Annotated in this window: 17 protein-coding genes; 9 read left to right on the forward strand and 8 right to left on the reverse strand. The window is 67.0% G+C overall.

What is annotated here, in order from left to right; genetic code table 11:
- Window positions 1-95 precede the first annotated feature (95 nt).
- Both ACWDXS_RS02135 and ACWDXS_RS02140 read left to right on the forward strand, forming a co-directional pair.
- Window positions 96-713 (forward strand): alpha/beta hydrolase, encoded by a 618-nt coding sequence (locus ACWDXS_RS02135; RefSeq protein ID WP_449961087.1) that lies wholly within the window; start codon window positions 96-98, stop codon window positions 711-713.
- Between the two features lie 119 nt (window positions 714-832).
- Complete coding sequence (locus ACWDXS_RS02140; RefSeq protein ID WP_449961090.1) at window positions 833-976, forward strand: pentapeptide repeat-containing protein; 144 nt, start codon at window positions 833-835, stop codon at window positions 974-976.
- 69 nt (window positions 977-1045) lie between these two features.
- Here ACWDXS_RS02140 and ACWDXS_RS02145 read toward each other — a convergent pair whose 3' ends face one another.
- Complete coding sequence (locus tag ACWDXS_RS02145; RefSeq protein WP_449961093.1) at window positions 1046-2044, reverse strand: helix-turn-helix transcriptional regulator; 999 nt, start codon at window positions 2042-2044, stop codon at window positions 1046-1048.
- 103 nt (window positions 2045-2147) lie between these two features.
- On the opposite strand from ACWDXS_RS02145, the gene ACWDXS_RS02150 reads away from it, so the two are divergent.
- From ACWDXS_RS02150 to ACWDXS_RS02165, 4 genes are all read left to right on the forward strand, one after another.
- Window positions 2148-2534, forward strand: coding sequence for a VOC family protein (locus ACWDXS_RS02150; protein WP_449961096.1), 387 nt, complete (start codon window positions 2148-2150; stop codon window positions 2532-2534).
- Between the two features lie 61 nt (window positions 2535-2595).
- Complete coding sequence (locus tag ACWDXS_RS02155; RefSeq protein WP_449961099.1) at window positions 2596-3201, forward strand: TetR/AcrR family transcriptional regulator; 606 nt, start codon at window positions 2596-2598, stop codon at window positions 3199-3201.
- Complete coding sequence (locus ACWDXS_RS02160; protein ID WP_449961101.1) at window positions 3198-3965, forward strand: maleylpyruvate isomerase family mycothiol-dependent enzyme; 768 nt, start codon at window positions 3198-3200, stop codon at window positions 3963-3965. Before ACWDXS_RS02155 ends, ACWDXS_RS02160 begins: the two co-directional genes overlap by 4 nt.
- Window positions 3966-3988: 23 nt before the next feature.
- A complete protein-coding gene (locus tag ACWDXS_RS02165; protein ID WP_387447332.1) occupies window positions 3989-4714 on the forward strand; it encodes an oxygen-binding di-iron domain-containing protein in 726 nt (241 codons plus the stop codon).
- Window positions 4715-4784: 70 nt separating this feature from the next.
- Here ACWDXS_RS02165 and ACWDXS_RS02170 read toward each other — a convergent pair whose 3' ends face one another.
- A complete protein-coding gene (locus ACWDXS_RS02170) occupies window positions 4785-5936 on the reverse strand; it encodes a hypothetical protein (RefSeq protein ID WP_387447333.1) in 1152 nt (383 codons plus the stop codon).
- 11 nt (window positions 5937-5947) lie between these two features.
- On the reverse strand, window positions 5948-6874 hold the full coding sequence (locus ACWDXS_RS02175) for a metal-dependent hydrolase (RefSeq protein ID WP_378630996.1): 927 nt from the start codon (window positions 6872-6874) through the stop codon (window positions 5948-5950).
- A 118-nt stretch (window positions 6875-6992) separates the two neighbouring features.
- Here ACWDXS_RS02175 and ACWDXS_RS02180 point away from each other — a divergent pair, with 118 nt between their 5' ends.
- Window positions 6993-7601: a TetR/AcrR family transcriptional regulator gene (locus ACWDXS_RS02180; protein ID WP_378989891.1), complete on the forward strand. Its 609-nt coding sequence runs from the start codon at window positions 6993-6995 to the stop codon at window positions 7599-7601.
- Window positions 7602-7649: 48 nt separating this feature from the next.
- On the opposite strand, the gene ACWDXS_RS02185 is transcribed toward ACWDXS_RS02180, so the two are convergent.
- The 5 genes from ACWDXS_RS02185 to ACWDXS_RS02205 all read right to left on the reverse strand — a co-directional run bounded on the left by ACWDXS_RS02185 (window position 7650) and on the right by ACWDXS_RS02205 (window position 11560).
- On the reverse strand, window positions 7650-8219 hold the full coding sequence (locus ACWDXS_RS02185) for an ABC transporter permease (RefSeq protein WP_378989892.1): 570 nt from the start codon (window positions 8217-8219) through the stop codon (window positions 7650-7652).
- A 25-nt stretch (window positions 8220-8244) separates the two neighbouring features.
- A complete protein-coding gene (locus ACWDXS_RS02190) occupies window positions 8245-9264 on the reverse strand; it encodes a medium chain dehydrogenase/reductase family protein (RefSeq protein ID WP_449961106.1) in 1020 nt (339 codons plus the stop codon).
- Window positions 9265-9350: 86 nt separating this feature from the next.
- Window positions 9351-9920, reverse strand: coding sequence for a TetR/AcrR family transcriptional regulator (locus ACWDXS_RS02195; protein WP_378989894.1), 570 nt, complete (start codon window positions 9918-9920; stop codon window positions 9351-9353).
- Window positions 9921-9972: 52 nt separating this feature from the next.
- Window positions 9973-10779, reverse strand: coding sequence for an SDR family oxidoreductase (locus tag ACWDXS_RS02200; RefSeq protein ID WP_449961109.1), 807 nt, complete (start codon window positions 10777-10779; stop codon window positions 9973-9975).
- Window positions 10780-10783: 4 nt separating this feature from the next.
- On the reverse strand, window positions 10784-11560 hold the full coding sequence (locus ACWDXS_RS02205) for a crotonase/enoyl-CoA hydratase family protein (RefSeq protein WP_449961112.1): 777 nt from the start codon (window positions 11558-11560) through the stop codon (window positions 10784-10786).
- A 252-nt stretch (window positions 11561-11812) separates the two neighbouring features.
- On the opposite strand from ACWDXS_RS02205, the gene ACWDXS_RS02210 reads away from it, so the two are divergent.
- Together ACWDXS_RS02210 and ACWDXS_RS02215 are read left to right on the forward strand one after the other, a co-directional pair.
- Window positions 11813-12232 (forward strand): YciI family protein, encoded by a 420-nt coding sequence (locus ACWDXS_RS02210; RefSeq protein ID WP_378989897.1) that lies wholly within the window; start codon window positions 11813-11815, stop codon window positions 12230-12232.
- 6 nt (window positions 12233-12238) lie between these two features.
- The gene (locus tag ACWDXS_RS02215; RefSeq protein ID WP_387447337.1) at window positions 12239-13516 is read left to right on the forward strand and encodes an RNA polymerase sigma factor; all 1278 of its coding nucleotides are present in this window, start codon (window positions 12239-12241) and stop codon (window positions 13514-13516) included.
- Window positions 13517-13692 lie beyond the last annotated feature (176 nt).

A 13692-nucleotide genomic window follows, 5' to 3' on the forward strand; every position in this document is an offset into this window, starting at 1 on the left:
GGCCCCTGTGCGCGCCGCCCCGGAACAGGACAGATGCCCACTGAGGGTGCGAGCGCGTGTTCCGCGGTGGCTTGAACCCCGTAGGGTTTGTTTCGATGACGGCATCGACGCACGCTCACTGCTTCCATGCCGGCGCTGTAGGCGAATCACCGCTCGTTCTGCTCCATGGCTCACACGGCAGCGAATCCGACCTCATTCCGGTAGCCGACGAAATTGCCCCAGAGGCATCAAAACTGAGTGTCCGTGGCACGGTCAGCATGGATGAGGGCTATGCCTTCTTCCATCGCTTGCCGGACCGTCGCGTAGACCCGCGCGACATCGTCACCAGGACGCGGGTGCTGGCAGGTTTCATCGCAACCGCCTGCGCTGACTACAACCTCACCAGACGCCCCGTCGCAATCGGTTTCTCCAACGGCGCCATCATGGGCGCGGCTCTACTCATCACCTATCCGGGATTGCTGGCGGGAGCGATCCTCTTCCGTCCCCTGGCCCCGTTCGCCCATGATCTAGCCGACCGCGTCGACAACACTCCAGTTCTGATAGTCGACGGCGCTCACGACAACCGCCGGTCACCCGGGGACGGCCTCCAGCTGGCTGAACAGCTGCGCCGTGCGGGAGCCCGGGTAACCCATCAGGTGCTATCGGTCGGCCATGCGATCACCGCCGAGGACAAAATCGTTGCGCGCGAGTGGGTTCTGGCGCAGAGGTACTGAGCGATGGCGCTCAACCGAGGTGCCATACAGTGCCCGGGCAATCTCCACGCGCCTGCGGTCATGCTCCGAGCACGACTGGTCTACGCACAAACTTCGAGTTTCACGAGACAACCAGTTTCATGCTTGCAGAGTTCAAGGGCGATTTCTCTGGCGCGAAGTTCGACGGGGTGATATTCCAGCATGCCGAGTTCTCCGGTGCTGTCGACGACAGCGGGGCGGACTTCAATCCGATCGGCTTCCCTCACATCAAGTCTCAGAGCTGAGCGCTGCTGATCCTGCTCCAAGTTCGGGTTCGGCTTGGCGGTGCGATTGCCTACTGATCTCGACGTTGCTCAGTCATCGGCATTACCGGTCGGTGGGATTGCGCCGGATGTCGTGGCGGCGGTGAGGCGCTGGCCCAGGGCGCGCACGGCGTCGTTGAGGGCGTCGGGGTGCTCGATGACAAAAGGGCGGTTCAGGGCGGCGAGGACGGGGGGAATCCAGTCGAGGTGTTCGGCGCGGATGAGGACTCGGACCCAGGGGGTGGGATCGGTGGGTGGGGAGTCTATTTCGTGCAGCGTTGCGATGGTCGCGGGGAGTAGTGGGCGGATTTGGGTGGGTGTGCCTTGGACGCGGATCGATACTTCGTGCCGGTAGGGGGCAGTGGCGAGGGCGGACACGAGGTGGGTGGTCGGGTCGAATTCGGTCGGTGGAGTGAAGGTTTCGGGGAGGGTGGTTGTCTCAGTGATGCGGTCCAGTCGGAACTGGCGTAGGTCGTCGGTGTTGTTGTCCATCGCCGTCAGGTACCAGCGGCCGGAGTGGGCGACGAGGCCGTAGGGGTGCACGGTCCGCTGAGAGTGTTGTCCGTTCCGGTCGGTGTAACCGATGGCGACTAGTCGGTGTTCGCGGGTGGCCGCGGCGATGTCGAGGAGGACGGCGGTTTCGACCGGGACTTCGGGGCGGGCGTCGGTGGTGAATTCGGCGGTGTTCACCAGCGCGTCGAGACGAGCGCCCAGGCGTGCGGGCAGGACGCGGCGGAGTTTGGCGGTCGCGCTGTCGGCGGCGTGGACCGATGTCGTCGAATGGCTGGTGAGGAGTCCGAGCAGCACGGCTACCGCCTCGTCATCGGTCAGCATGAGTGGAGGCATCCGGTAGCCGGGAGCGAGCCGGTACCCGCCGTAGCGGCCGCGGACCGACCGGACGGGGATATCCAGGTCGGTGAGATGGGTGACGTAACGCCTGACGGTGCGTTCGTCCACGCCCAGCCGCCCAGCGAGTTCGCCGACGGTATGGGTGCCGCCCGTCTGCAACAGCTCGAGCAGGGCCAGTACTCGGGCCGTGGGGCGCGTCATCCGGCAATTCTCCCATCGATACCGGGCGGAAACTGTCCGGTATCGCCTCTACCTTGGGATTCGGCGGTGGAACTTCCGCCCTTCCCGACAGCAGGAGTACGCAATGAACCTCGTCTCGATCCGCCTGATCACCGACGACATCGAACAGCTGGTCGGCTTCTATCAGCGGGTGACCGGTGTCGAAGCCCGGTGGGCTACACCGGATTTCGCCGAGATCGTCACTCCGGCCGGCACACTCGCGATCGGAAGCGTGCGTACGGTCGCGTTGTTCGGGGCCGGCAGCGCGCGCCCTGCCGACAATCGCACCGCGATCATCGAGTTCATGGTCTCCGACGTCGACGCCGACTACCGCAGGTTGCGCGACTCCGTCGAGGACTTCGTCAACAAGCCGACGACGATGCCGTGGGGCAACCGGTCGCTCCTGCTCCGAGACCCCGACGGCAACCTGATCAACCTGTTCACCCCGATCACCGCGCGGGCCGCCGGGTAGGCGTGCAGCCCACCGTTGACCGCTTGCCTAACGGCGTTCATAATAACTAACTATGGACGCTATGCCGAGGCGTGATCGGAAAGCGGAACGGCGTGAGGCGACGCGGCAGGAAATTGTCGAGGCCGCGTGGGAGATCGCACGGGAGCGGGGACTGGCGCAGCTGACACTGCGCGAGGTCGGCGAGCGGATCGGAATGCGGGCGCCGTCGCTGTACTCGCACTACGGATCGAAGAACGCGATCTACGATGCGATGTTCGAGCAGGCTTGGAGTGAGTGCGAGCGCGTCTCGATCGACGCGCTGCGCTCGGCCCCCACGGACCCCCGCGGCCTCGTGCGCGTCTTGGCACTGGCGTACTTCGATTTCGCGGTTGCCGATCTCGCCCGCTATCAGCTGATGAACCAGCGCACGATCCCGGGATTCGAACCCTCACCCGAGGCGTACGTGTCGGCGGTCCGCGCGCTCGACGAGGTCATCGCGGTGCTCGCCACGATCGGCGTGACCGACCGCGATGACGTGGAGATCTGGATTGCGATCCTGTCCGGTCTGGTCGATCAGCAGCTCGCCAACGATCCGGGCGGGCACAGTCGGCGCAAGCTGTTGGACCGCGCCGTGGACATGTGGGCCGACAGTGTCGGCCTTCCGCCGACGAAGGAGCCGCAGAAATGACGGCTGTCGAGCAGACGGCGGTGACTGCGCGGCGCGCGATGCTCGCCCATACCGACGCGATGCGGCTCGCCCGCGACGAGTACTCGCGCTTCGCCGACGCGGTCGCCGCGCTCGACGGTGATGACTGGACTGCACCGACCGAGTGTGCCGGGTGGACCGTGCACGACCTCGTCGCCCACGTGGTCGGTATGTCCACGATGGCATCGTCCCCGCTGGAGAATGCCCGCCAGACCCGGGCTGCCCGTAAGCGGTTGCGGCCCGGCCGGCAGCTCGTCGACGCCGTGACCGCGTATCAGGTCGAACGATTCGGACAGCAGACGACGGATCAGCTGGTCCGGTCGATGGCGGGCATCGCGCCCAAGGCCGCGGCAGCGCGCAGACGTACCCCGGGGTTGCTGCGCAATCGAACAATTCCCGAGCAGCAGCTGGTCAACGGCACCGCCGAACGGTGGACCATCGGGTACGCCATCGACACGATCCTGACCCGTGACCCGTGGATGCATCGGATCGACTTGGCCCGGGCCGCCGGGCACGTTCTCGTGCTGACCGATGAGCACGACGGGGCGATCGTGGCCGACGTGGTGCAGGAATGGGCCGCCCGCCACAACAAACCCTTCGACCTGTGCCTGACAGGTGCCGCTGGAGGCCGATGGCATTGCGGCACAACGGATGAACGCCTCGACCTCGACGCGGTCGAATTCTGCCGGATCCTCTCCGGCCGCGCCGAAGGCGCTGGACTACTGACCACCCAAGTGCCGTTCTGACACTGCACCGAATCGAGCCGACCATGACCACCACCATCGAGGAAATCGCCGCCGACATCTACCGCATCTCGACGTTCGTGCCCGACATCGGCGAACAGGGGCTGACGTTCAACCAGTTCCTGCTCGCCGATGATCAGCCGCTGCTGTTCCATACCGGGCATCGCGCGATGTTCACCGACGTCGCGGCGGCGATAGCACGGGTCACACCGGTGAACCAGCTGCGGTGGATCACCTTCGGGCACGTCGAATCCGACGAATGCGGGTCGATGAACCAGTTCCTCGCCGCGGCCCCCGAATCGCAGGTCGCCCATGGTGCCGTCGGCTGCATGGTGTCGCTGGACCACATGGCCGACCGGCCACCGAGACCGCTTGCCGATGGCGAAACCATCGAACTCGGCCGGATGCGAGTGCGCCACATCGACACCCCACACACCCCGCACGGCTGGGAAGCGCGTGTGTTGTTCGAGGAAACCACACAGACTCTGCTGTGCGGGGACCTGTTCACCCACCTCGGTGCGGGCGCGGCCCTCACTACCGGCGACATCGTCGGCCCCGCCGTTCACGCCGAAGATCTGTTCGCCTACTCGTCGCTCGCACCGGCGACCCCGATGATCGTCGACCGACTCGCTGAGCTCGCACCGAAAACGCTGGCGCTGATGCACGGTTCGTCGTTCACCGGCGACGGCGGCGCCGCGCTGCGCGCATTGGCCGACAGCTACCGCCACCGCATCGGCGACGCCACGGCTTGATGGCTTGCCGCCGGCGATACGCCGAGCGGAGGGGAACGTTCTGCTGACCGCCTCGAGCGCGGCCGGCGGATCAGCCGGGCGCTTGCGATGCTGCCGCCACGGGTGCGTCCGGGGCGGGCCGTGCGCGCGGCACGGTGAAGGTCGCCAGGACCGAAGCGATCGCGACGGCGAAGCAGGCTGCTGTGTACCAGAGGTTTCCGATGGGGTCGCCGTTGGTTGTTTCGCCGTTGACGGCGGCGAAGAAGTCGGGGAGCGACGCGATCCAGAGAGCGGCGAAGACGACCAGGTAGAGGGTGGCGAACCGTTGGACGAAGGGGTCTTCGTACTGCGGGGGTGTGGCGGTTCCTCGGCGTAGTTCGGTCCACTGGCGGACCATGACGATCCCGGCGACCACTGCGAGGACGGTGAGTTCCAGTGCGTAGACGATGCCGCGCACGGTGGTGCCGCTCATGCCGATGACGGTGGCGGGCAGCGGGAGCAGGAACGTGCCGACCGAGGCCAGCAGGCCGATGACGATGGTGCGCCAGGTCAATTCGACGCCGGAGAAGTGGCGGCCGTCGTCGACGTGGCGGCCGACGAAATACTGCACGCAGAAGGCCAGCGACATCGGCCACAGGGCCGCGAACACGACGACGCTGCCCATCGGGACCGAATCGAACATCGGCTGGTTGATCGGGTTGTCGATCGACCATTCCCACCAGCGCAATTGGGGCCCGAGATGGTCGAAGATCTCGTAGAAGGCGTGGTGGACGAAGCCGACGCAGGTGGCGCCGATCAGGGTGCCGTAGCGGCTGAAGATGCCGAGCATCCGGACGATGCCGAACGCCATCGTCGCCATCAGCGGGTAGATCGCGATGATGTAGATGGGCAGTCGTCCCCAGAGGAAGTCCACGGTGAAGACGTTGTGCGCGAACATCGTGTCGACGTGTTCTTCGATGCCGAACGCCGCCGGGAAGTACAGCGGCGGTTCGATGACGAACAGGTAGGCGGTGGCACCGAACCACAGCACGAGATTGGTCGGGTCACCGTGGCGGCGCAGGCGCACGATCGCGTACCAGAGCGCGAGAATCGCGCCGACGACGATGGTGAGCTCGAGGACCGGCAGGGTCCAGTTCTCGAGGGCGAACGGGTTGCGGAACTCGACGAGTCCGCCCGCCTCCTCGCAGGAGAAGCCGAGTTCGTGAGCGAGTTCGGCGAAGGTGGGGGAGCAGTGTTCGGCCATCGGGCTACCTTCTACGAGCTGACGGAATCGGCTGTGTACCAACGGGTTACGTCGTAACCTTCGTCATAGCGGCGGAACCACTCGTCGGCTAGCGCGGGCAGCTTCTCGTGCGCGGGATTGTGTCCGGGCGTCTGGCTGCGGATGATGCCGCCCAGCGCGACGAGCTGTTCGCGCAGACCGAGATCGTCGAACGCGCGCGGCATCGTGCCGTTGTCGGCAGGCTGGAGGAACGGCAGCCACCGGCGCAGGGTCTGCCCCCTGCGGTAGTTGGCGAACATCGACAGCGCGTCGACCTGGCGATCTTCCAGCGGCACATGCTCGTTGAAGCCCTCGCACGCCACCCGGATCACCTGCAACACGTGCCGGAAGATCGAGGCCGCCACCCGCATCCGGTACAGCTCGCTGTCGACCACCGAATTGAAGATGATCAGCGCCGAACTGCGGTGCTCGACTTCCTCGACGAAATGCCAGATGAACAGTGAGGCGACGCGGTCGTCGCCGGGGGCGAACAGATTCTTGTCGTTGTCGAGCATCAGCTTGAACACCGGCGTGAACGTCGCCTCGAGGTCGGCGGTGTAGGCGAGGCGGTACTTCACCGAGGTCTCGGCGGTGAGCTTGTCGAACTCGCCGATCACCGCGTCGAGGGTCTGCTGCAAGCCGGGATAGCGGCGGATCAGCGCCTTGACATGCTGGCGATGCGCCGTCGAATGCTGCCCTTCCTGGCGCATGAAGGCGTCGGCCTCCGACGCCACCTCGGGGTCGGTGATCTGCGGTTTCGCCTGCGTGATCAGTTGCACGATCATTTTCTCGAAGCCGATGGCCAGGAACGAAACGGCATTGGCCATCGACGAGAACGCCGGGTTCTGCGGATTCCACAGAAACGGCACGTCGTAGTCGGAGAACGCGAAATCCATTTTGCGGACGTGAAGGTCGGTCACGGTGAGTTACCTCGTTGTTCGGCCACGGTTGATAGAGCAATCATACGCACGAGGCTTCGCGTGTATGATCACTTTTACGGAATTCGCCCTGACCTGGGGTTGTGCTAGCGTCCACCTGGTGGCGCGTAGACGTGGGTGGGGCGGCAGTCCGCCGGGTGACGATGCGGAGGCGACGCGCCGGATCATCGCTGCCGCAGTCGAACTCATCGGCCGGACCGGTGCGGAGATCAGCATCGCCGACGTGGCGGAGTCCCTCGGTGTCATCCGGCAGACGGTGTACCGGTATTTCCCCAGCGCCGACGCGCTCATGACCGCCTCGGCCATCGCCTCGGTCGACGATTTCCTCGATCGACTCACCCGGCAGGTCAGCGGCCTGGGCGACCCTGTCGAAGCGATGACAGAGGCCGTCGTCTTCACCCTCACCGATGTTCGCCGGACTCCCCACCTGGGAATTCTGCTGTCGAGCTCGTATTCCAACGCCCACCCGGAAGGCATGACCTCCGATGAGGCCCAGGCGTTCGGTATGACCATGATCCGCCGCTTCGACGTCGACTGGGCCGCTCACGGATACGACGAGCCGGCGCTGCGCGAACTCGTCGAATACGTGCTGCGCACCATGCAGTCGTTCTTCCTGTCACCGGGCAACCCGGCACGCTCCGACGACGAACTGCGCCGGTACCTGCGGCGATGGATGGGATCGGCGATCGGCGCGCAGCAGAAGGGCTGAACGCCGAACGCGCCCGTCCGGAATTCCGGACGGGCACGAAACGCATGCTCAGCTCGCGGCGGCGATCCTGCGGGGCTCCAGCGCGGCGGCGAGCAGATAGCTGCCGCCGCCGGCCAGTGCCAGCGCCCAGTACAGGTACGCGCCGTCGAGAAACAGTGCGGCCGTAGAGCTCACGGCCAGCCAGGCGCCGAGCGTGTATTGCAGGACGTCGCGGTAGGCGACACCGCCGGCGAGGTAGAGCAGTCCGACGATCAGCCCGGACCCGGTCGGCCAGAGAGTCGCTGCGGTGTCGGGGCTCAGCGTCGAACCGAGCGCCGTGATCAGGAAGAACAGCGCGGCGAAACCGATCAGCCACGATGCGCCGAGCAGATTGCCCACGACCGCTTCCTGTCCCGTCGCGCCGCGCTGGGCTCGCAGGGAGACGACGGTGGTCACGATCATGGCCGCCAGCAGGCCGACGCCCAGCAGCGCGGTCGGCACGAATCCGGGGAGGTCGAGCAGGGGGTTCGGGCCATGGCTGAGGGCGAAGGTGCCGTGGCCGACCAACCAGGCGAGGCCGAAGCTCAGGTAGATGGGGCGGTTGTCGAGGACGGTGCGAACGGGCTGGGAAACGTACATGACTGATCTCCAGGGTGTGAGCGGGTCAGGCGCTGACGAGGACGACTTTGCCGGTGACGGTGCCGGATTCGGCGAGCTCCAGAGCTCGGGCGGCATCGGTGAGAGTGATACGGGCCGCGACCTGGGCGGTGACGGTGCCCGCGGCGGCGAGGGAGAAGACCTGGGACAGATCTTCGGCGATTCGAGCACGGAAGCGGGTGATGTTGCGCTTGCCTGCCCACAGGTTGTAGAAGTGCGCACGTCGCTTGTTGGGCAGCATGTTCCACCACAGCAGGCGGGCGAACAGTTTCAGCACCGGCAACCGGGAGTCGCCCTCGTCGTTCTTGGTGGCCGCCGTTCCGTAGGAAACGAGGGTGCCGCCGTCGGCAAGCAAGTCGAACGAATCGCTGATGCCGGGCCCGCCGACGTGATCGAACACCGCGTCGACACCGTGCGGTGCGATGGCCCGAACCTGGTGTGGCACATCGGCGCGGTAGTCGATCCAGGTGGCACCCAGCGCGGTGACCGCGTCGGCATGGCGAGCGGACGCGGTGCCGATCACGTGAATGCCCGCGGCGCGGGCCAATTGGACCAGGGTCGAGCCGACGCCACCGTTGGCGCCGTGGACCAGTATCGTCGCGCCCGGCTGAACAGCGGCGACGCGGTGCAGCATCTGCCAGGCGGTGATGCCGTTCACGACAAAGGTTTCCGCGTCGGCGGCGTCCAGGGTGTCCGGCACGGGGATCAGATCGGCGGTGTCGAGGTCGACGTGGCTGCTCCAGCCGCCGGTCTTGGTCAACGCGGCCACCCGCTTGCCCACCAGTGTCGCGTCGTCGGCCTCGACCACCGTGCCGACCAGGTCGTAGCCGGGCACGAAAGGAAACGGTGGCTGGTCGTAGTACTTACCGCGGCGCATCTGCTGCTCGGCGAAGGACACCCCGGAGGCATCGACTCGAACCAGTGCGCGACCCGGTGCGGGTGCGGGGAGTTCGCGTCGGGTGACGAGCAGGCCGCTGGGGTCGACGCGACCGGGCAGGACGATTTCGGTGGCGGTGGTGGTGTTCATCAGGAGCTACCTTCCGTGGTGTGTGACTGGTCAATCACTCTTGCTGCAAAAGAAAGCTCCACCCTGAAAAGGCTGGAGCGAGAGGGTCAGTGGGCTTTCGGGTGGCGCATTCCCGTCGTCAGGGCGGTGGCCCAGGCGCTGTCGTTGCCGTCGAGCCCGAGGGTGGTGACGAGGTGGCAGAGCTGTCCGTAGGCGATGAAGTACTGGATCTGCTCGGGGGTGCCGCCGGAGCGGCGCTGCACGAAGGTGGTCACCTTGGCCAGACCCCGGCGCAACGCGTCGGCGATTTCGGGGATGTCGGTGGCGGACTGGGCGTGCACCTGCAACATGAGCAGGCTCTTGTCGGCGATGAGTTCGGCGTAGGCGCCGCCCATGTCGTGCAGGATGGCGGCCGGGTCCGTCGCGGTGGAATTGGCCGCGCCCGTGGACATCGCGCGTTCGACGAGGTCGAAGCAGTGATCGAGCGCGGCGACGAACAGGGCGACCTTGCCGGGGAAGAGTTTGAAGACGTAGGCGGGGGAGATGTCGGCGCGCGCGGCGACGGTGTTGATCGGGGTGCCGTGGTAGCCGGTCTTGGCGAACTCGATGATCGCCGCGTCGACGACCGCGTCACGCCGGACGTCCGAGGTGGAGAGGGTGGCGCCGCGCTTGGTCATGTGAGTGACTGTACACTCACTCTTTCGCGGGCGTCAACGGGTGACCGGAGATTCAGTGCAGATCGGCGAGGGCGGCGTCCACGTCCGGGCCGGTCAGGCTGTGCCGAATACTGTGCATGACCAGGCGCAACGGTCGTGGGCAGTCCGGGACGGCGGAGAGGCGATCGGTGGCCACGACACGCGCCGGTGCGCCGAGACGGTCGCGGACCCGGGTCATGAGGTCGTAGCGGCTCAGGGTTTCCGCGCCCGCGAGGTGCACGGCGCCCGCCTCGTCGGCGAGCTGCTCGAGTGCGGGCGCCAGGCTGGGTAAGTACAGCGGATTGCAGACGATATCGGTGCGCGCGGGGATCTCGGGTGCGGCGAAGCGGGCCAGGAACTTGTTCGACAGTGGGCTGCGCCCGTAGACGAGGGGCAGGCGCACGACCAAGTGCCGGTCGCGTTCGAGGACCAGATCCTCGGCGGCCACCTTGGTCTCGCCGTAGACGTTGATCGGTGCGCGCGTGGCGCTTTCGTCGTAGTACTCGGCGGCGCCGTCGAAGACATTGTCGGTCGACAGGTAGACGAGCTTCGCGCCCGTGTCGCCGATGGCGTCGAGCAGCGGGACCATCGGCGCCACGTTCGCGGCACGGGCCGCGGCGGGATCACGCTGCGCGGCACCGAGATCCACGACACCGGCGGTGTGGACGACCACGTCGAAACCTTGTGCGACGAGGGCGCGCACCGCGCCGGTGTCGGCGAGATCCACCGGGGTGAGCCCGTGCCCGCCCCGGCTGGTCCCGACGACCTCGTGGTTCGCGGCGAACTGCGCGTGCAGCGCGCTGCCGACGAAACCGGAGGCGCCGAGGATCAGGATCCGCACCGTGTCAGCGCGCCTGCCAGTTCGGCTTGCGCTTCTGCGCGAATGCGATGGCGCCCTCACGCATGTCCTCGGTGACCGCGACTGTCATGATCTCGCGGTTGGACTGGTCCCAGGCGTCGTCGGCGAGCTTGCCGTCGATCATGCCCAGCGCCACCCGCTTGCTGGCCTGCACGGCCAACGGCGCGTTCTCGGCGATCCGACCGGCCAGCGCGAGCGCCGCGTCGAGAACCTCGGCGGCGGGCACGACACGGTTGATCAGGCCCAATTCCAGCGCACGGGCGGCGGTGATCGGTTCACCGGTGAGGATCATCTCCATCGCGACCTTGCGGGGGAGCTGCTCGGGCAGACGGAACGCGCCGCCTGCCGCGGCGAACAGGCCGCGGGCGACCTCGGGCAGGCCGAAGGTGGCGGTCTCGGCGGCGACCGCGAGATCGCTGGCCAGGACGAGCTCGGTGCCGCCGCCGAGTGCGAAACCGTTCACCGCGGCGATGGTCGGCTTGCTGATCGGATGCCGGACGTACCCGGCCAGGTTCCAATCCTCATGTCCCGGGGCGAGAATCGACTCACCGCGGCTGAGCGCCTTCAGGTCCGCGCCCGCACAGAACGCCCGCTCGCCCGCGCCGGTGAGGACCACCGCGCGGATCTGCGGGTCGGCCTCGGCTCGCTCGAGCGCCTCGCCGACCCCCGTGCTCACTTCGGCGTTGACCGAGTTCATGGCCTCGGGCCGATTCAGCACGATGACGAGCACATGCTCGCGTTGCTCGACGAGAACTGCGCTCACGAGTGACTCCTTCGCTAGGTGGCTGTCAGCATGACAAACCTCTTCGATCTGTATCACGCCGGACGATCTTGAATACCCGAATCGGGGATTCGTGTCCGTCGTCGTCGCGCGCGCCCGGCACTCGTCGTAGGCTGCCGAACACTCGCGAAAAGAATGTTCGGCCGGGTGTCGATCCGCAGCGGTGCCCGTTCGACCTAGGGATGAACGCAGGGCCCGGCAGGCGGGTCCACACCGATCCGAGGAGACGAAACCATGAAGTTCATGCTGATCATGCGCGCCACCGACGAAGCCTGGGCCGCGGCGGCCGATATCGACTTCAACGAGATGCTCGAGACCATGGGCAAGTTCAACGACGAGTTGATCAGCGCCGGAGTGCTGGTCGCCGCCGAGGGGCTCGACGACGCGGCGCAGGGCGTGGTCGTCGACTACTCGTCGGAGACCCCGGTGGTCACCGACGGGCCCTACGGGGAGACGAAGGAACTGTTCGGCGGGTTCTACATTCTCAATGTGGCCTCCAAAGAGGAGGCGATCGAGTGGGCCAAGCGCATGCCGGTCGTCGTGCCGGGCACCAAGACCGAGATCCGACGAGTCCCGAGCATCGATGAATTCCCGCAGGACAATGTCTGGGTCGCGAGGGAGCGCGCGTGGCGTGAGGCCAGCGGCCAGCTCTGAATCACGATGAGCGACCACACCGGCCGCGAGGCCGTGGCCGCCGTCTGGCGGATCGAATCGGCCCGGATCGTCGGCGCCCTCGCGCGCTACACCCGCGACTTCGCGATGGCCGAGGATCTCGCCCAGGAGGCGTTCGCGGAGGCACTGGTGACCTGGCCGCGCGAAGGCGTGCCACGTCAGCCGGCCGGGTGGTTGCTCACCGTCGGCAGACGCCGGGCCATCGACGCGTTCCGGCGCCGAGCCGCCCTCGACGACCGCTACGTCGCCCTCGCCGCCGACCTCGGCGAGGGCGACGCGCTCACCGGCGGGGACCCTGTGCGTGCCGGGCAGGACGTGCTGTGGGATCCCGATCAAATCGGCGACGATGTGCTCGCGCTGATGTTCATCTCGTGTCACCCGGTGCTCTCGAGGGAGGCGCGGTTGGCCTTGACGTTGCGTGTCGTCGGCGGTTTGACCAGCGACGAGATCGCCAAGGCGTGCCTGGTCCCGACCGCGACAGTGCAGGCCAGGATCACCAGGGCGAAGAAGACTCTCGGCGCCGCCGAAGTCCCCTTCGAGGTGCCGCCGGTCGCCGAGCGCCGGGCCCGGCTGGGTTCGGTGCTCGGGGTCATCTATCTGATCTTCACCGAGGGGTCGTCTGCCAGCACCGGCGACGACCTCATCCGCTTCGACCTCGCGGGGGAAGCGCAGCGGCTGGCCCGCGTGCTGTCGCGGCTGATGCCCCACGAACCCGAGGTCTACGGACTGCTGGCGCTGCTCGAACTGACCGCGGCGCGATTTCCTGCCCGCACCGGTCCCGACGGTGAGCCGGTCCTGCTCGAACAGCAGGACCGCCGCCGCTGGGATCGCTCGGCGATCCGGCGCGGTCGTGCGGCGCTGGTGAAAGCCGGTGCGGTCGGGCGTGGACTGGGCGCCTACGGGCTTCAGGCCGCGATCGCCGAATGTCACGCCGTCGCACCGTCGGTCGAGCGGACCGACTGGGAACGGGTGGTCGTGTTGTACGAAGCACTGGGCAGACTCGCACCGTCGCCGGTGGTGGACCTGAACCGGGCGGTCGCGGTATCGATGGCCGACGGGCCCGCAGCGGCCCTGCCGATCGTCGACGAGATCACCGCATCCGGCGCCCTGTCCACCTCGCACCTGCTGCCCAGCGTGCGCGGTGAACTGCTCACCCGGCTCGGCCGCACCACCGAAGCTCGTGCGGAGCTCGCCGAAGCCATCCGCCGGTGTGGCAACGAACGTGAGAAGAACGTCCTCGCAAAAAAGCTCGCCGGACTCGCCTGATCGTCGTGCACCGGCGCCGCCCGCCGCAGCGGGGCTCGGCCTGCACTCGCGGGTCGGCCAGGTCGCCGAACGGCGGCAGAAATACCCCGGGTCGCAGGACCATATTCGCAGTATAGAGGCCATAAAGGCCGGTCTTCGCGCGCTCGTAACGTTTGCTCGCAAAGAGGTCGGGTATT

The organism is Nocardia sp. NPDC003183 (assembly GCF_053590715.1).